This is a genomic window from Rhodococcus olei (assembly GCF_039540555.1).
In the GTDB taxonomy this organism is placed as follows: Bacteria; Actinomycetota; Actinomycetes; order Mycobacteriales; family Mycobacteriaceae; genus Rhodococcus_G; species Rhodococcus_G olei.
On record NZ_BAABFB010000022.1, the window covers coordinates 1 to 17,666 of the forward strand.

The window sequence follows — 17,666 nt, forward strand, 5'->3', positions numbered from 1 at the left end:
GACGATGCCGGCGACCCAGCCGGTGGCGCCGTCCATCGCGCCGATCGCCATCGCGGTCTCCGCGAATTCGCGCGGGTGCACCTCGAGGCCGCTGTACTGCGTCGGCTGCAACATCCGGATGGCCCCGGAGTCCTTCAGCCGCTTGGCGCTGGCGTCGGTCAGGCGCATCAGCTTGTCGCCCTCGACGCCGTCCGCACGGATCTCGTCCGCGTGCTGTTCGATCCGATCCAGGACCCGCCCCATCACGTACCCCTCTCTGTGGATGCTCCAACCCTGACCAACAAACTAGAACATGTTCTAGTTGCTTCCGCAATGCGCAACACGCCGTTCGGATCGGCTCGCTTCGCGCGGGGATGGGGTCGGGCATCGGCCCGGGAAACGAATGCGGAAACGAGAAAGGCCCCCGACCGGAGTCGGGGGCCTTTCTTCGGGGTGACTGACGGGACTCGAACCCGCGACAGCCAGGATCACAACCTGGTGCTCTACCAACTGAACTACAGTCACCATCGCTGTCCGACGCTCCGCCCCACCGGGGCCGCTCGTCAGCAGCGAGGACGATACTAGCGTGTCCGGCGCTCAGATTGCCAATCGGTTCCTATTCGGCGACCAGATCCTTGACGACGGCGGCGATGTCGCTGGTAGACGGGCCGGGGTCCGCGACGAACGCGGTGCGCCGGTAGTACTCGAGTTCGCGGATCGACTCCTTGATGTCGGCCAGGGCGCGGTGCGCCAGGCCCTTCTCGGGCTGCCCGAAGTAGATCCGGGGGTACCAGCGCCGGCACAGCTCCTTGATCGAGGAGACGTCGATCATCCGGTAGTGCAGGTACTCGTCGAGCTGCGGCATGTCGCGGGAGATGAAGCCGCGGTCGGTGGCGATGGAGTTGCCGCACAGGGGTGCGGTGCCGGGGGCGGGGATGTGCTCGCGGATGTAGTCCAGGACCAGGCGCTCGGCCTCCGCGAGGCTGACGGTCGACGCCCGGACCTCCTCGGTGAGCCCCGACTTCGCGTGCATCTCCTTGACGACGTCGGGCATGTCCGCCAGGGCCGCGTCGTCGGCGTGGATGACGATGTCCACTCCGTCCCCGAGGATGTTCAGCTCGCTGTCGGTGACGAGCGCGGCCACCTCGATCAGCTTGTCCGAGCCGAGCCGCAGCCCGGTCATTTCGCAATCGATCCACACAAGTTTGTCCTGCACGAGCATCCACAGTAGTCAGCACGGCCTCGGATAGTGTTCGCGGAGGAGTCGAAGTGGTGCACGACCGTGATCGAGGGAGGGCTTGAATGACGGTGGATCCGACCGCATCCGGGGATCCGGGTTCGAATGCTGCGGCGCTCGCGGAACGGGCCGCGGCCGCGAAGGCGGCGGCCGAGGAGGCGGCCCGGGTCGCGGCGGAGGCAGCGGCCGCGGCGGAGGCAGCGGTCGCGGCGGAGGCGGCCGCGCGGGCCGCTGCGGACGCAGAGAACGCACAGGCCCCGGTCGCCGAGACGCCCGGTCGGCCCGCCTCCGAGACGCCCGGTCGGCCCGCCTCCGCCGCCGCGCAGGAGATCGCCGCCGGCTACGCGTTCGCCGGTGGCGCCCTCGAACTGGGCACGGTCATCGTCGACGATGTCGTGGATCCGTCTGCACGCGTGCGTATTCCGTTGGCCACCCTGAATCGCCACGGCCTGGTCGCCGGAGCGACCGGTACCGGCAAGACGAAGACGTTGCAGGGCATCTGCGAGCAGCTGTCCGCGGCCGGGGTGCCGGTGGTCATGGCCGACGTCAAGGGCGACGTCTCCGGCCTGTCGGCGCCCGGGCAGGCGAGCGAGAAGATGGCCGCACGGGCCGTCGAGACGGGGGTCGCGGACTGGGCGCCGACCGCGTTCCCGACCGAGTTCGTCTCCCTCGGCACCGAGGGCATCGGTGTCCCGATCCGGGCCACGATCACCAGCTTCGGTCCGATCCTGCTCAGCAAGGTGCTGGGGCTCAACGAGACCCAGGAGTCGACGCTCGGGCTGATCTTCCACTGGGCCGACACGCAGGGACTCGCGCTGCTCGACCTGAAGGACCTGCGATCGGTCATCGCGCACCTGACGTCCGACGAGGGCAAGGCCGACCTCAAGGGCATCGGCGGGGTGTCGTCGGCGACCGCGGGCGTGATCCTGCGGGCCCTGGTCAATCTCGAGGCCGACGGCGGTGACACATTCTTCGGGGAGCCGGAGTTCGACACCGCCGATCTGCTGCGGGTCGCGCCGGACGGGCGCGGCGTGGTCACGCTGTTCGAACTCGGGGCGCAGGCGGCGCGGCCGGTGATGTTCTCGACGTTCCTGATGTGGGTGCTGGCCGACCTGTTCCAGACGCTGCCCGAGGTCGGGGACGTCGACAAGCCCAAGCTGGTGTTCGTCTTCGACGAGGCGCACCTGCTGTTCACCGATGCGTCGAAGGCGTTCCTGCAGCAGGTCGAGCAGACGGTCAAACTGATCCGGTCCAAGGGCGTCGGCGTGTTCTTCTGCACGCAGCTGCCGACCGACGTGCCGAACGCGGTGCTCTCGCAGCTCGGTGCCCGGATCCAGCACGCGCTGCGCGCGTTCACGCCGGACGATCAGAAGGCGCTGAACAAGACCGTTCGCACCTACCCGAAGACCGCGCACTACGACCTCGAGAAGGCGCTGACGTCGCTCGGCACCGGCGAGGCGATCGTGACGGTGCTGTCGGAGAAGGGGGCGCCGACCCCGGTGGCGTGGGCGAAGATTCCACCGCCGCGGTCGCTGATGGACACGATCGGCGAGGAGGCGATCCGCGCGGCCGCCGCGGCGAGTCCGCTGCACGGCAAGTACGGGCAGACCCTCGACCGCGAGTCCGCGTACGAGTTGCTCACCGCGCGGTTGGCGCCGCCGTCGCAGCCGGCTCCGGACCTGCCGCCGGCACTACCGGACCTGCCCGACCTGCCGCCGCCCGCACCGGACGAGCCGAGCGCGGTGGAGAAGATCCTGCAGAACACGGCGGTGAAGAGCTTCCTGCGGTCGGCCGCCACCGTCGCGGGCCGGGAGATCTCCCGATCCATCTTCGGCACGGGCCGCCGCCGACGCTGACCCGCCCGGTGAGTGGCTGTCACCCCGCCCGGGATGACAGCCACTCACCGGCGGCGCAGCAGCCCGGGCACGACCTTTCCGGTGGCGTTGCGGGGGAGCTCGTCGAGGAAGGTCACGTCGCGGGGCACGCAGAACCGCGCGAGGTGCCCGCGGACGTGGTCCCGGATGCCGTCCACGGTCAGACCCGCACCGGCGGCGTCGTCGGTGCGGACGACGAACGCGGCGAGGCGGGCGACGAACTCGGGGTCGTCGACACCGATCACCGCGACCTCGAGGACCCCGGGCAGTTCGGAGAGCAGGTTCTCGACCTCGCGCGGGTAGACGTTCTCGCCGCCGGAGACGATCATGTCGTCGCTGCGGCCGTCGAGGAACAGCAGTCCCTCGTCGTCGAAATGGCCGACGTCGCCGGTCGCCATCATTCCGTCGACGATCTCCTTCTCGGAACCGGCGCGGGTGTAGCCCTCGAAGAGCATGCCGTTGCCGACGAACACCCGGCCGACGGTGCCGGCCGGCACCTCCCGACCGCCCTCGTCGAGGATCTTCACGACGGTGCCGAGCGGCGGCCGGCCCGCGGTCGTCGGATGCCGGCGAAGTTCGTCGGGCTGCGCGATCGACGCCCAGCTGACCTCGGTGGAGCCATAGAAGTTGTAGAGCGCGTCGCCGAACACGTCGAAGGTCTTCTGCACGACGCCGGTCGGGATCGCGGAACCGCTGGCGGCGATCACCCGCAGGGAGGACAGGTCCACGTCGCGCCGGTCCTTCGGGAGGTCGGTGATGCGCTGCAGCATCGTCGGGACCACCCACAGCGCATCGGCCCGGTGCCGCGCAACGGATTCCACGGCCACGGCCGGATCGAAGCGGCGGGTGAGGATCATCGTCGAGCGCAGGGCGAGCGCGATCTGGGTGCCGGCCAGACCCCAGGTGTGGAAGATCGGCGACGCGACAACGGTGGTCCCCTGGCTGCGCAGCGGCAGCCGCGACAGGACCGCGGACGCCGGCATCCAGCTGCGCGGCTCGGGCCGGGAGGCGCCCTTCGGGGTGCCGGTGGTGCCGGAGGTCAGCACGACGAGCCGGCCGCGTCGGGGGCGTCGGGGAAGGGACGCGGTGCTCGTCCCGTGGCCGTCCTCGAGCAGTCCGTCGAAGCGGGCCCACCCCTCGGCGCCGGAGCCGCCGCCGGCGGGGGTCTCCGGGTCCTCGAACACCGCGACCCGCAGCGTCGAATCCGGGATCAGCGCGGTGAACTCGGGGTCGACGAGCAGCCAGTCGAGCTGCTGTTCGGTGACGATGTCGGAGAACTGGGCGGCGGACGCGCCGGTGTTCAGGAACACCAGGTCGGTGCCGAGCCGGGCCGACGCGCCCATCGCGATCAGGAATCCGCGGTGGTTGCGGGCGAGCACCCCGATCCGGCCGCGCTCCCGCAGGCCCCGGTCGTGGAGGGCGAGCGCCAACGCCTGGGCATCGGCGTCGAGTTGACGATAGGTGACCGGGCCGCGGTCGTCGACGACGGCGACGCGGTCCCCGGCGCGGCGGGCGGCGACGGCGAGCAGGCCGCCGGCGGTGAAGTCCCACTGGTACCAGGCGGAGGCGACGCCTGCGAGCGCTGTCGGCCCGATCGGCCCGACGATGCCGGCCCTCGTGATCGGAAGCAGGCCCTTGATCAGGTCGGTGGCGTCGGAAAGGCGCGGCATGCGGGTGTCCTCCTGGCGGTCGGGTGTCGCGTCGACCGCGACACCCGACAACTTACTTGCCGGTAAGGATAGGCGCCAGGGTCGGAGTCACGCTCCCACGTCGCGTCGCAGCAGGTCCGTGACCGTCTCCCGCCGTACCAGTTCACGCGGAACCCCGTGCGCCACCGCGACGACCGGCGGCCGGGGCACCGCGTTGTACGACGACGCCATGCTGTGATGGTAGGCGCCGGTGACGGGTACCGCGAGCACGTCGCCGGGCCGCAGATCGGCAGGCAGGGACACGTCGACGGCCAGCTCGTCGCCGGCCTCGCAGTGCCGGCCGGCCACCGTGACCACCGTGGCGGGTGCCGTCGAGTGCCGGTTCGCGACCGCGACGCCGTAGCGGGCGCCGTACCGGGCGACGCGCGGGTTGTCGCTCATGCCGCCGTCGACGCAGACGAACGTCCGTGCACCCTCGATGCGCTTGACGGACAGCACCCGGTACACCGTGACCCCGGCCCGGCCGACGATTGCGCGGCCCGGTTCGAGCGTGACCCGCGGACGGGGGAAGCGATGGCGGGCGCAGGCGTCGTCGAGGGCGTCCTCGACGGTGGCGGCCAGCGTGGACGGATCCAGCGCGGGGTCGCCGGTCGTGTACGAGATCCCGTGTCCACCGCCGATGTTCAGCTGAGTGAGGATGGTGCCGTGGTCGTGCCTGACCTGTGCCATCGTGCCGACGAGCCGGTCGATCGCGGTCGCGAACGGTGCGGGATCGGTGATCTGGGAGCCCAGGTGACAATGCAGGCCGATCAGGTTCAGTCGCGGCTGCCCGAGTACCCGCCGGAGCGCGTCCTCGGCGTGCCCGCCGGAGATCGGAAACCCGAACTTCTGGTCGTGGACACCGGTGGTGAGCGCGCGATGGGTGCGCACGCCGACGTCCGGGGTCACCCGCACCAGCACGTTCTGGCGGCCGCGACCGGACGCCGCGAGCAGGGTGATCTCGGTGTGCGAGTCGACGACGATCCGACCGACCCCGGCGGCGCGGGCGGCGGACAGGTCGGCACTGGTCTTGGCGTTGCCGTGCAGGATGATTCGGCGCGGGTCGGCTCCCGCCGACAACGCGGTCTCGAGTTCGCCTGCCGAGCAGACGTCCAGCGAGAGGCCTTCCTCGGTGACCCATCGGGCGACGGCCCGGGTGAGCAGCGCCTTGGCCGCGTAGGCGATCTCGGCCTCGGGGAAGGTGTCGCGGTAGGTGCGGCACCGGTGCCGCACGTCGGATTCGTCGAGGACGTACGCCGGGGTGCCGAAGTGGTCGGCGACGTCGGCGAGGGCGACCCCGCCGACGGTGATGCGGCCGCGCTCGTCGACGTGGGTGGTGGCCGGCCACAGGGCGGGATCGAGCCGCGGGGTCATCGCCGCGCGCAGCGAGGGCAGGATGTCGAGCAGGGTCACGGTGGTCTCCTGAAGGTGGGTTGCACCTACCGGAGTACGCGGCCGCGGGGCCGTCGAACGAGACCCTGACGATCCTCTGACGCCGTCACCGACCGGTTTGACGCGGGTCTGACGGGGTCGGCTCCGCGGCCGTGACGATGCGCGGTAAGAGAGCGACGGGATTCGGCTCGCGGGCAGCGAACCGAATCCCGTCGTGCGTTCACCAGCCCGAGCCGGAACCGCCCGATCCGGTGTTGGCGAGGATGGTGCCGATGACCATCTGTGCGATTCCGGCGACAGAGCCAACAAATTCCACGGTGTCCTCCGACTCTCCTCATCGCCGATTGTCCGGCGTAGCCGTGAACCTAGCCGAGCCGTCCGGTGACGACGCTGGGTTTCCACGCGCTCTCGGCACGCGACTCCCGGAGCGTCAGCCCCCCAGCTTCTTGTAGAACGTGCCGACGATCGGCGCGACGACGGCGCGCGGACTGTACTGCCCGGCCACCGACATGCCCTTGCTCAGGACGCCGGGGACGACGCGCATCTTGTTCTTCGCGAGCGCGTCCAGGGACAGCTTCGCGGTGTACTCGCTGGAGGTCCACAGGAAGTCGGGGACCAGGCGGTCGACGATCGACGCGTCCTCCGCGGCGGGGGTGTCGGTCCGGACCGGGCCGGGGGCGAGCAGCGTGACGTGCACACCCGCGTCCTTGACCTCGCCGCGCAGCGACTCGGAGAAGGTGTTGACGAACGCCTTCGTCGCCGCGTAGGTGGCGTTGTTCGGGATCGGCATGTTGCCGGCCACGGACCCGACCATCAGGATCCCGCCCGAGCGGCGGGCCAGCATCCCGGGCAGCACCGCGAGGGTGAGGTCGTGCACCGCGATGGCGTTGAGCTCGACCTGGGCCCGCTCGTAGGCGGGGTCCAGTTCCGCGACCGGGCCGAACGTCGCGATCCCGGCGTTGTTGCACAGGATCGAGATCTCGCGGCCGGACAGCTCCTCGACCAGCGGTGCCCGCCGGTCCCGGTCGGACAGGTCGACCGCACGGACCTCGACGGTGACGCCGTGCGCCGCCGACAGTTTCGCGGCGAGCGCGTCGAGGAGGTCCTCGCGACGGGCGACGAGGATCAGCGAGTGGCCGCGGGCAGCCAGTTCGGTGGCCAGCGCCTCGCCGATTCCGGAGGAGGCGCCGGTCACGACCGCGCGGGCGTCGGGGGTGGGGGTAGGCAGGCTCACGGTGGTCAGGCTAGCCGGTCGCCCGGAGGGCCGTGCTCCCACTACAGCGCCGCGGCGAGGCGGGTGCCCTGCTCGATCGCCCGCTTGGCGTCCAGTTCGGCGGCGACGTCGGCACCGCCGATCACGTGCACGGGCACGCCGGCGGCGGTCAGGTCGGCTTCGAGGTCGCGCACCGACTCCTGCCCGGCGCAGATCACGACGTTGTCGACGGCGATGGTCCGCGGCCGTTCCCGCTTCTCACCGAAGCTGATGTGCAGGCCGTCGTCGTCGATCCGCTCGTAGTTGACGCCCGAGATCTGCTGCACGCCCTTCTTCTTCAACGACGCGCGGTGCACCCACCCGGAGGTCTTGCCGAGCCCGGCGCCGATCGGGGTGGTCTTGCGCTGCAGCAGGTACACCTGACGCGGCGACGGCGAGACCACCGGCGCGGTCAGCGCGCCGGGGGCGGACTCGTCGTGGGTCACACCCCACTCCCGGTTCCACTCGGCCAGGTCGAGGGCGGGGGAGTGTGCGTGGGTGAGGTACTCGGAGACGTCGACGCCGATGCCGCCTGCGCCGATCACCGCGACCGTCGACCCGACCGGCCGGCCGTCGCGGACGAGGTCCGCGTACGAGAGCACGCTCGGGTGGTCGATGCCGTCGATCGCGGGGATGCGCGGGGTGACGCCGGTCGCGAGCACGACCTCGTCGTAGCCGCCGTCGACGAGTGTCGCGGCGTCCACCCGGGTGTTCAGGTGCACCTTGACGCCGGCGACCTCGAGGCTGCGCGTGTAGTAGCGCACGGTCTCGGCGAACTCCTCCTTGCCGGGGATCCGGCGGGCGATCGCGAACTGGCCGCCGATCTCGTCGCCCGCCTCGAAGAGGTTCACCTCGTGGCCGCGCTGCGCGAGGTTCAGCGCCGCGGACAACCCGGCCGGGCCGGCGCCGACGACGGCGATCGACTTGCGGCGGCGGGTCGGGGAGAGCACCAGCTCGGTCTCGCGGCCGGCGCGCGGGTTCAGCAGGCAGGAAACCTGCTTGTTCGCGAACGCGTGGTCCAGGCAGGCCTGGTTGCAGGCGATGCAGGTGTTGATCTCGTCGCGGCGGTCGGCGGCGGCCTTGGTCACCCACTCCGGGTCGGCGAGCAACGGCCGCGCCGCCGAAACCAGTTGTGCGTCACCGCGAGCGAGGATCTCCTCGGCGGTCTCGGGCATGTTGATCCGGTTGGACGCACACACCGGGATGCTCACCTCCCGGGCGAGCCGCTCGGTGAACTCCACGAACGCGGCGCGCGGCACGGAGGTCACGATGGTCGGGACGCGGGCCTCGTGCCAGCCGATGTCGGTGTTCAGGATCGTGGTGCCTGCGGACTCGAGTTCCTGTGCGAGGATGACGATCTCGCCCCACGTCTGGCCCTTCTCGACCAGGTCGGCCATCGACAGGCGGAACAGGATGACGAACCTCTCGCCGACCGCGGCGCGGGTGCGTCGGACGATCTCCACCGCGAGACGGCGGCGGTTCTCGGCCGAGCCGCCCCACTCGTCGGTGCGCCGGTTCGTGCGCTCGGCGAGGAACTGGTTGATGAAGTAGCCCTCGCCGCCCATGATCTCGACGCCGTCGTAGCCGGCCTCCTGGGCCAGGCGCGCGCACCGGACGTAGTCGTCGATCGTCGACTCGATGCCGCGCCGGGTCAGTGCCCGCGGCCGGAACGGGTTGATCGGAGCCTTGATCGACGAGGCGGACACGCTCAGCGGCTGGTAGGAGTAACGGCCGGCGTGCAGGATCTGCAGTGCGATCTTGCCGCCCTCGGCGTGCACGGCGTCGGTGATCTCGCGGTGCCGCGCCGCCTGCTTGCGGGTGATCAGGTCGGCGCCGAGCGGCAACAGCCAGCCGGTGCGGTTCGGCGCGTAGCCGCCGGTGACGATCAGCCCGACACCGCCACGGGCGCGTTCGGCGAAGTACGCGGCCAGCTTCGGGATGTCGCGGGTGCGGTCCTCGAGCCCGGTGTGCATCGAGCCCATGACGACGCGGTTGCGCAGGGTGGTGAATCCGAGGTCCAGCGGGGACATCAGGTGCGGGAACGGGGTGGTCACTTCGGTCAGGCCTTTCCGGGAGGTCGATCGGAGCCGGTGAACCGGGCTGTGGTTCGGGGACGGCGGGAAGGGGTCACAGTGCGTCGAGGACCTCTTGGCACCACTGGGCGAAGCCCTCCTCGACGCGGATGCCGCCGCGGAGGACGAGGTACTGGTGCAGGGCGGTCCCGGACAGCCGGTCCGGCGAGGGGAAGTCGCGCTTCTCGATCATCCGGTAGACCTCGAGCCGTTGCGTGTGGGCGTCGCGGTGGCGGGTGACCTCGGCGCGCACGTCGTCGAGGTCACCGTACGCGGCGGCCCGGATCTTCACCGCCAGCTCGTTGCGCAGGTGCCCGGCGTCGGTGGGCTCGGCGATCCACCGGGCCAACTCGGCGCGTCCGGCGTCGGAGACCCGGTACACCCGTTTGTCGGGGCGGCCCGCTTGACCGACTGTCTCGCCGGTCACCCAGCCGGACCCGTCCATGCGCTTGAGGACGCGGTAGATCTGCTGGTGGGTGGCGTTCCAGAAGAAGCCGATGGACCGGTCGAAGCGGCGCGCGAGCTCGTAGCCCGAGCCGGACTGTTCCGACAGCGAGACGAGCAGTGCGTGTTCGAGGGCCACCGCGTCAGTATGTATGCAACTGGATGACTATGCAACCAGGTTCATATAGCTGAACGGAGCGGCGCATCGGGTCGGCGGCGTCGGTCCGCGGGTGGATCACGGGAAGCGGCCCCGGATCGAGTCGGCCCGGGGCGTGGGCCGGTTCGATCCGGGACCGCGTGGTCGTGTCGGTTCCGGTGGGGGTGCGGCGCTACATGTGGAGCGCGAACTGCGCGATGGCGGCAGCGGCGACGAAGGTCGCGGCGAAGGACACCAGCCCGACCGGGACGATGCGCCAGCCGACTCGCCTGAGCACCGGCATGTCCTTGCCGATGCCGAGTCCGGCGAAGACGAGCACGGGCACCGTCAGCGACAGGAAGTCGATCGGCGCGACGAGGCGTGTGAGGAGGTCGGCCACCGGCGAGATCGGTGTGGTGAGTGCCGTGGCCAGGACCGCGACGCCGACGATCGCGGGCAGGCGGGTCAGCTTCTTGACGGCGAGCGCGACGACGACGACGGCGATCATCGCCGCGAAGCCGAGCACCTCGGTGAGGTCGATGCCGCGATGGAAGAGGATGTTCGACAGCATCATCGCGAATGCCATGACAGGCAGGGTGATCCACCGTGCCGGGGCGGCCTGGGGCGTCTCGTCCACCGGCTCCGCGGGGATGGCGGTGGGGGCCGGAAGGGCCGCACCCCGGGCGGACCGGCGGCGGGTGAGCAGTCGGTAGAAGCGGTCGGCCAGCGGCAGGGCGATGAACATCCCGACGAATCCGCCGAGAATGCTGGTGATGAGATTGCTGACCGTGGCGACGGCGAGCACCTGGCTGCCGAGTTCGGGGTGGGCCGCGGCGATGGAGGCGGAGGCGGCGGCCATCACCGACCCGGATCCGACGCCGCTCCCCATGGCCAGGGCGAGCGGGTTGAACACGTGCAGGCTGGACAGGACCGACGCGAGCAGTCCGACGTAGAGGGCACCGAACACGGTCCCGAAGACGTACATGCCCAGCACGCCGCGGTATTCGTCGGAGTCGGCACCGTACTTCTCGGAGACCATCGCGAACGAGCTCTCCCGGTCGATGGAGAAGCACGCGCCGACCGCCGGCCGGCCCATCCGCAGCAGCACGGCCACCGGCAGCGAGAACAGCACGGTGCCGAGCAGGTGCCCGACCTCCTGGAGCAGCATCGCGGGCCCGGCGTGCAGCAACACACCGAGATTGGGCCCCACCGTCAGGCTCAGCCGGGCGGCCAGCAGGAACACGCCGGCCTCGACGAGGTGGGGCGCGGCCTTCTGCAGTGTCAGCGGGACGGGCCGGACCCGTTGCAGGCTCACGGCGCCGCCGAGCAGGATTCCCCAGATCAGTGGATAGAAGGTGACGCTGCCGACGCCGAGCGCGAGGATGTGCGCCCCGATCAGTTGCGCGATCGCCGCCAGGACGATCCCGGTGGCGCAGAACAACAACAGCGGGCGGCGCGGCAACGACAGGCGCAGTGCCGGCCGGGTGACGGTGGCCGCGGGGGAGGTGGTGGTTCGCATGACGGGTTCCTCGGGGTGCATGGTGGTGCTGCGGTCAGCAGGCCACGACGTTGAGGGCGAGACCGCCCTCGGCGGTCTCCTTGTACTTCGTGCTCATGTCGGCGCCGGTCTCGCGCATGGTGCGGATCGCGGTGTCCAGGCAGACCCGGTGTGTCCCATCGCCGTTCAGTGACAGTTGAGCCGCCTGGATCGCGGTGACGGCGGCGACGGCGTTGCGTTCGATGCACGGGATCTGTACGAGTCCGGCGACGGGGTCGCAGGTGAGCCCGAGATGGTGCTCGAGTGCGATCTCGGCGGCGTTCTCGACCTGTTCGGGGGTCCCACCGAGCACCTCGCAGAGCCCGGCGGCGGCCATCGCACAGGCCGAACCGACCTCGCCCTGGCAGCCGACCTCCGCGCCCGAGATGGACGCCCCGGCCTTGATGATCCCGCCGATCGCGCCCGCGGTGAGCAGGAATCGCTCGACCGCGTCGGCACGCCGGACCGGTGGGGTGTCGGCGGCGACGTGGTGGACGAAGTGGTGCAGCACCGCGGGCACAACCCCGGCGGCGCCGTTCGTGGGCGCCGTCACGACACGTCCCCCGGCGGCGTTCTCCTCGTTGACCGCGATCGCCCACGCGGAGACGCGGTCGACCGCGGCGACGGCCCAGTCGGCCCGTCCGTCGGTGAGCCGCGCGTGCAGGTCGGCCGCCCGCCGCCGCACACCCAGCCCGCCGGGCAGCGTGCCGCGGGTGGACAGCCCTCGGGCGACGCACTCGCGCATCACCTGCCAGACCCGCCGCAGGTGGTCGGTGAGTTCATCGTCGGTGTGGGCGGCCAGTTCGTTGCGTCGCATCACCGTGCTGATCGGCAGGCCGGTGGAGGCGGTGCGCCGCAACAGCTCCGCCCCGGTGGTGAACGGGTACGGGACCGTGGTCGCCGGTGCGCGGCGGCCTCGAACGGGGTGGTCCTGCTCGTCGACGACGAAGCCGCCGCCGACGGAGTAGTAGGTCCGCTCGGCGACCGCGCCCCCGTCGGGGTCGAGTGCCCGCAGGCGAAGCGCGTTCGGATGGCGCTCCGGGCGCAGCCTCGGGTGCAGGGCGATGTCGGTGTCCGGGTCGAACGCGACCGGGTGTTCACCGAGCAGGTCCAGTGCCCCGGTGGCCCCGACCCGGGCGATGATCCGGCGGCCGTCGGCGGGCTCGAGCACCGCTGGATCCTCCCCGGCGAGCCCGAGGATCACCGCGTGGTCGGTGCCGTGTCCGCGTCCGGTGGCGCCGAGGGACCCGAGCAGGTCGACCTGGACGCGCGAGATCCGCGTGAGGTCACCGGACTCGGCGAGCCGGGCGGCGAAGGCGCGGGCCGCGACCATCGGGCCGACGGTGTGCGAGCTCGACGGCCCGAGCCCGACGGTGAACAACTCGTGTACGCCGGCGACGGTCATCTCAGCGCCCCAGCGTGCGACGCGACCGCTCCCGGTGCGCGTCGACGAACCGGATCCGCGCAGCGGTGTCGAGGGCGACGTCGACGCCGGTGAAGGCCATCGCGAGCGCGCCGTCGACGACGGCGTCGTCCGCGGCCGGGGACGCGGCGTCCTCGGCGAATCCCCGGGTGTGGGGGGTGTTCTCGGTGCGCAGGCCGATCATCGGGTGGATGCTGGGCAGCACCTGCGAGACGTTGCCCATGTCGGTGGACCCGCCGCTGAGCCGGCCGCGTTCGCCGAGGTCGCGTCCGAGACCGGTGATGTTCTCGGCGTAGTACTCGGCGAGCGTCGAATCCTGTTTCAGCGCAGCGTAGGTCGGCTCGGTCTCGTGGATCTCGAGGGTGGCGCCGCTGGCGTGGGCGCCGGCCTCGAAGCAGGCGACCACCCGGCGATACAGGGTGTCGAGTTCCTCCCCGTCGAACGCGCGGACCTCGCAGTCGACGACGGTCTCGTCGGGAATGATGTTGGTGACCTCGCCGCCCTTGCGGACGAAGAGCCCGATCCGGCAGTCGCCGGTGACCTGTTGCCGCAGAAGGCCGATCGCGACCTGCGCGATCACGGCGGCGTCGGCGGCGTTGACACCGAGATGGGGCGCGGCGGCGGCGTGCGCGGGGCGGCCGGTGTAGGTGACCGCAAATCTGGTCACCGCCTGGCTGGCCGAGTCCGCGGGGTGGACGTCGAACGGCGCCGGGTGCACCATCATCGCCACCGTCACGTCGTCGAAGACGCCGCGCTCGAGCAACAGGATCTTGCCGCCGCCGTGCTCCTCGGCCGGTGTGCCGATCACCTTGACGCGGATGCCGAGTTCGTCGGCGACGGCCGCGAGGCCCAGCGCGGCACCGACCGCGGCGGCGGCGATCACGTTGTGCCCGCACGCGTGACCGATCTCCGGCAGCGCGTCGTACTCGGCGCAGATCCCGACCGTGAGGTCGCCGGACCCGCACACGGCGGAGAAGGCGGTGTCCAGGCCGCCCACGCCCGGTTCGACGACGAACCCGCCCGCCGTGAGGACCTCGATCACCCACCACGCCGCCCGGGTCTCCTCGAACGCCGGCTCGGGGTGCGCGTGGATCGTGTGGCTCAGGGCCAGCAGCCGGTCGCGGGCGGCGTCCACCTGCTCGCGGACCCGGTTCTTGACGGTGACGGCGGTGCCGTCGAGGCGCTCGTGGACGGTGGTCATCAGGCTCCCATGGCAGTGCTTCGTCGGACGCGTCGAGGGTGCGGCACTCGACCGTGACGTCCGCCACGATGCAGGATCGAATCATGATCGGCATCGGCACGCAGGATTCGTTCCACCTGAGCGAACTGGATCTGGCGGTCATCAACGCCATGCAGATCAACCCGCGCGCATCGTGGACCCTGATCGGCGAGGTCCTGCAGGTCGACCCGGTGACCGCGGCACGGCGCTGGGAGCGGCTCACCCGCGCCGGGGCGGCCTGGGTGACCTGCCAGCCGCTGGGCACCGCGGACACCAGCGCGGCACTGGTCGAGATCGAATGCGAGCCGGGGCGGAACCTCGCCGTCGCGCGCCAGCTCTCGGACGATCCGCAGGCCGTCACGATCGACCTGACCGCGGGCGGACGCGACCTGGTGGTCACGGTCGTCGCCCCGGACCTGCCCGCGTTGTCGTCCTATCTGCTCGAGCGGGCCGGCGGATTCGCCCATGTGACACGGGTCCGCAGCCACCCGGTGGTTCGCTTCCACACCGACGCCAGCCGATGGCGGCTGCGGTCGCTCGAGCGCGGCCAGGTGCGTCAACTCACCGCCGACCTCGGCGACCGGACCCCCACGGACTCGGCACGGCAGGCACCGACCGGTGCGGACTGGGCCATCGCCACCGCACTCGCCGCCGACGGCCGCGCATCGCTGGCCGAACTGGCGGCCGCGGCCGACGTCAGTGTCGCGACGGCACGGCGCCGCCTCGGACGACTGATCGGCGCGGGACAGATTCGGCTGCGTTGCGAACTCGCCCGCGAGCTCACCGGCTGGCCGATCTCGGTGTGGTTCTTCGCCGAGACGCCGCCCTCCGAACTCGACGACGTCGCCGCGGCCCTGCTGCCGATCCCCGAGGTGCGGGCGGTCGTGTCCACCGCGGGACCGCACAACCTCCTCGTCGCCGCCTGGCTGCGGCGGCTCGAGGACGTCCAGCGGCTCGAGGCCCAGATCACCCGGCGGTTGAGTGCGGTGACGATCACCGACCGCAGCCTCGTGATCCGGCCGTACAAGCTGCTGGGCCGGCTGCTCGATCCGCACGGCTTCAGCACCGCCGTCGTGCCGATGGACATCAGGCCGCCAGGGCCCCGCGCGGGCCGGTGACGGCGGGCGGCTCGTGTCGCGCATCGTGGGTGTCGGCCTGTGTCGGAACGGAGCCGTCGAGGCTAGGCTCGCGCCGTGAGCACAGCGGTGGTCGGTGACGCTCCCACGCGGAGCCAGGTCTTCGCCTGGGGACTGTGGGACTGGGGATCGGCCGCCTTCAACGCGGTCATCGTCACGTTCGTCTTCTCGGTCTACCTGACCGACGCGGTCGGCGACGACCTGCCCGGCTCCGTGTCGGCGAGCAGTTGGCTCGGCTGGTCGCTCGGCGCCGCAGGACTGCTGATCGCGCTGCTAGCCCCGGTCACCGGGCAGCGCGCCGACGCCGCGGGCCGTCGCAAGCGGTCGCTGGCGCTGCTCACCGCGACCGTCGTCGGCTGCATGCTGGCGATGTTCTTCGTCCAGGACGACTACCACTACCTCTGGCTCGGGCTGGTGCTGCTCGCGGTCGGGTCCGTGCTGTTCGAACTCGCGCAGGTGCCGTACTTCGCGATGCTGCGCCAGGTGTCCGTCCCGGCCAACATCGGCCGGGTCTCCGGGTTCGGCTGGGCGATGGGCTATTTCGGTGGGATCGTGCTGCTGTTGGTGTGCTATTTCGGGTTCATCGCCGGCGACGGCGGCAGTCGCGGGCTGCTCGGTGTCGCGACCGACGGCGGCCTGAACATCCGGGTCGTCGCGGTCCTGGCGGCCGTGTGGTTCGCGGTGTTCGCCGTCCCGGTGCTGTTCGCGGTACCCGAACTCCCGCCGGTTGCCGCGGCCGAGGGTCCCGGGTTCCTCGGGTCCTACCGGGTGTTGTGGAACGACCTGCGCGACCTGTGGTCCGAGGACCGGCGGACGGTCGGATACCTGATGGCCAGCGCCCTGTTCCGGGACGGCCTCGCCGGGGTGTTCACGTTCGGTGCCGTCCTCGCCGTCAACGTGTACGGCATCGCGTCGGGGGACGTGCTGCTGTTCGGGGTCGCCGCGAACGTCGTCGCCGCGTTGGGCGCGCTGGCGGCGGGCCGGTTCGACGACCGGGTCGGTCCCAAAGCGGTGATCGTCGCGTCGCTCGGGTCGATGCTCGTCGTCGGGGTGGCGCTGACGGCGGTGAGCGGGGCGGTCGCGTTCTGGATCCTCGGGCTGCTGCTGTGCCTGTTCGTCGGACCGGCGCAGTCCGCGGCCCGCACCTTCATGGCCCGCCTGAGCCCTCCCGGCCGGGAGGGGCAGATGTTCGGCCTCTACGCGACCACCGGACGGGCGGTGTCGTTCCTGTCGCCGACGCTGTTCGGGCTGTTCGCGTGGCTGTTCGCCAGCGATCGTGCCGGGATCTTCGGGCTGCTGGTCGTGCTCGCGGCAGGGTTGGCGGCGTTGCTCGCGGTGCGGGCGCCGACCGAGGGGCGGGTCGAGCAGGCGGGCTGAATCCGGGTCACCGGGAACGGCCGGCGCCGGGCGATCGAGCCGCTCATGGCCGGGTGCCCTCCACCCGGTCGATGATCGCGTCCGCGAGCACGGCGGGCGCCTGTTCCGGCACCCAGTGGCTGACGCCGTCGAGTTCCAGGAAGCGGTACGGGCCGGTCACGAACTCGCCGCAGCGCTCGGCGCCGGCCCGGCCGAGGGCCTCGTCGCCGGTGCTCCAGACGTAGGTGGTCGGTACCGACACGGCCGGGGTCGAGGCGAACCCGCGACCCATCGCCCGGTACCAGGACAGTGCCGCGGTCAGCGCGCCCGGCTGCGTCAGCAGCCCGACGTGGGCGTCGACCAGGGACGCGTCGACGCCGGCGTAGACCTCGCGCAGCCGTCTCCCGTCGTCGGCGAGCAGGATCCGCTCGGCGGAGTCGCCCTGGCGGAACACCCCGATGTACCGCGACCGGGCCTGCTGGTCGGCGTCCTCGCGCAGCGCCCACCCGAACGCGGCGGGGTGCGGTACCGACACCGCGGTCAGGGTGTCGATCCGGTCGGGATGGTGGGCGGCGGTCGACCACGCGACCGCGGCGCCCCAGTCGTGACCGACCAGGTGGGCCGATTCGATCCCGAGGGTGTCGAGCAGGCCGAGCACGTCGTCGACCAGACGGTCGACGGTGTAGTGCTCGACACCGACCGGCCGGGCACCGGGGGAGTAGCCGCGCTGGTTCGGCGCGATGGTCCGGTATCCGGCGGCGGTCAGCGCAGGCAGCACCGGGTGCCAGCAGTGCGAGGTCTCGGGGAATCCGTGCAACAGCACGACCGGGGTGCCGTCCGGCGGCCCGGCGATCTCGACGTCGAAGGTGTACTCACCCACGGCGACCGCCGCGGTGTCGACCGGGTTCATGTCCCACCACC

13 protein-coding genes, 1 tRNA gene and 1 pseudogene are annotated in these 17,666 nt (G+C 71.4%); 3 read left to right on the forward strand and 12 right to left on the reverse strand.

The genetic code is table 11. From position 1 onward, the window contains the following. The 3 genes and pseudogenes from ABD951_RS04530 to orn form a co-directional block, all read right to left on the reverse strand. Nucleotides 1–243, reverse strand: a pseudogene (locus ABD951_RS04530) (hydroxylase); the annotation flags it as partial. Between the two features lie 188 nt (nt 244–431). Beyond that, nucleotides 432–504: transfer RNA gene (locus tag ABD951_RS04535), tRNA-His, on the reverse strand. Nucleotides 505–595: 91 nt separating this feature from the next. Continuing rightward, a complete protein-coding gene (gene orn / locus ABD951_RS04540; protein ID WP_345342554.1) occupies nt 596–1,195 on the reverse strand; it encodes an oligoribonuclease in 600 nt (199 codons plus the stop codon). Nucleotides 1,196–1,281: 86 nt separating this feature from the next. On the opposite strand from orn, the gene ABD951_RS04545 reads away from it, so the two are divergent. Beyond that, nucleotides 1,282–3,072, forward strand: coding sequence for a helicase HerA-like domain-containing protein (locus tag ABD951_RS04545; protein ID WP_345342555.1), 1,791 nt, complete (start codon nt 1,282–1,284; stop codon nt 3,070–3,072). 44 nt (nt 3,073–3,116) lie between these two features. Here the strand turns inward: ABD951_RS04545 and ABD951_RS04550 are convergent, their stop codons facing one another. The 8 genes from ABD951_RS04550 to ABD951_RS04585 all read right to left on the reverse strand — a co-directional run bounded on the left by ABD951_RS04550 (nt 3,117) and on the right by ABD951_RS04585 (nt 14,235). Next, complete coding sequence (locus ABD951_RS04550; RefSeq protein WP_345342556.1) at nt 3,117–4,760, reverse strand: AMP-binding protein; 1,644 nt, start codon at nt 4,758–4,760, stop codon at nt 3,117–3,119. 87 nt (nt 4,761–4,847) lie between these two features. After that, nucleotides 4,848–6,191, reverse strand: a complete 1,344-nt coding sequence (gene lysA, locus ABD951_RS04555; protein ID WP_345342557.1) for a diaminopimelate decarboxylase — start codon at nt 6,189–6,191, stop codon at nt 4,848–4,850. A gap of 409 nt (nt 6,192–6,600) precedes the next feature. Next, nucleotides 6,601–7,404, reverse strand: coding sequence for a mycolate reductase (cmrA, locus tag ABD951_RS04560; RefSeq protein WP_345342558.1), 804 nt, complete (start codon nt 7,402–7,404; stop codon nt 6,601–6,603). A 41-nt stretch (nt 7,405–7,445) separates the two neighbouring features. Then, nucleotides 7,446–9,452, reverse strand: a complete 2,007-nt coding sequence (locus tag ABD951_RS04565; RefSeq protein ID WP_345342603.1) for an FAD-dependent oxidoreductase — start codon at nt 9,450–9,452, stop codon at nt 7,446–7,448. Between the two features lie 97 nt (nt 9,453–9,549). After that, nucleotides 9,550–10,077, reverse strand: a complete 528-nt coding sequence (locus ABD951_RS04570; RefSeq protein ID WP_345342560.1) for a PadR family transcriptional regulator — start codon at nt 10,075–10,077, stop codon at nt 9,550–9,552. A gap of 190 nt (nt 10,078–10,267) precedes the next feature. Then, nucleotides 10,268–11,593, reverse strand: a complete 1,326-nt coding sequence (locus ABD951_RS04575; protein WP_345342561.1) for a DUF3100 domain-containing protein — start codon at nt 11,591–11,593, stop codon at nt 10,268–10,270. Nucleotides 11,594–11,627: 34 nt separating this feature from the next. Then, nucleotides 11,628–13,016 carry an L-serine ammonia-lyase gene (locus ABD951_RS04580; protein WP_345342562.1) on the reverse strand — a complete coding sequence of 463 codons (1,389 nt, stop codon included), beginning with the start codon at nt 13,014–13,016 and terminating at the stop codon, nt 11,628–11,630. 1 nt (nt 13,017) lies between these two features. Then, nucleotides 13,018–14,235 carry a M20 family metallopeptidase gene (locus tag ABD951_RS04585; RefSeq protein ID WP_345342563.1) on the reverse strand — a complete coding sequence of 406 codons (1,218 nt, stop codon included), beginning with the start codon at nt 14,233–14,235 and terminating at the stop codon, nt 13,018–13,020. An 83-nt stretch (nt 14,236–14,318) separates the two neighbouring features. Between ABD951_RS04585 and ABD951_RS04590 the strand changes: the two genes are divergently transcribed. Together ABD951_RS04590 and ABD951_RS04595 are read left to right on the forward strand one after the other, a co-directional pair. Next, the gene (locus ABD951_RS04590; RefSeq protein ID WP_345342564.1) at nt 14,319–15,371 is read left to right on the forward strand and encodes an Lrp/AsnC family transcriptional regulator; all 1,053 of its coding nucleotides are present in this window, start codon (nt 14,319–14,321) and stop codon (nt 15,369–15,371) included. 75 nt (nt 15,372–15,446) lie between these two features. After that, complete coding sequence (locus ABD951_RS04595) at nt 15,447–16,766, forward strand: MFS transporter (protein ID WP_345342565.1); 1,320 nt, start codon at nt 15,447–15,449, stop codon at nt 16,764–16,766. A gap of 43 nt (nt 16,767–16,809) precedes the next feature. Here ABD951_RS04595 and ABD951_RS04600 read toward each other — a convergent pair whose 3' ends face one another. Then, nucleotides 16,810–17,655: an alpha/beta fold hydrolase gene (locus ABD951_RS04600; RefSeq protein ID WP_345342566.1), complete on the reverse strand. Its 846-nt coding sequence runs from the start codon at nt 17,653–17,655 to the stop codon at nt 16,810–16,812. Nucleotides 17,656–17,666: the final 11 nt, after the last annotated feature.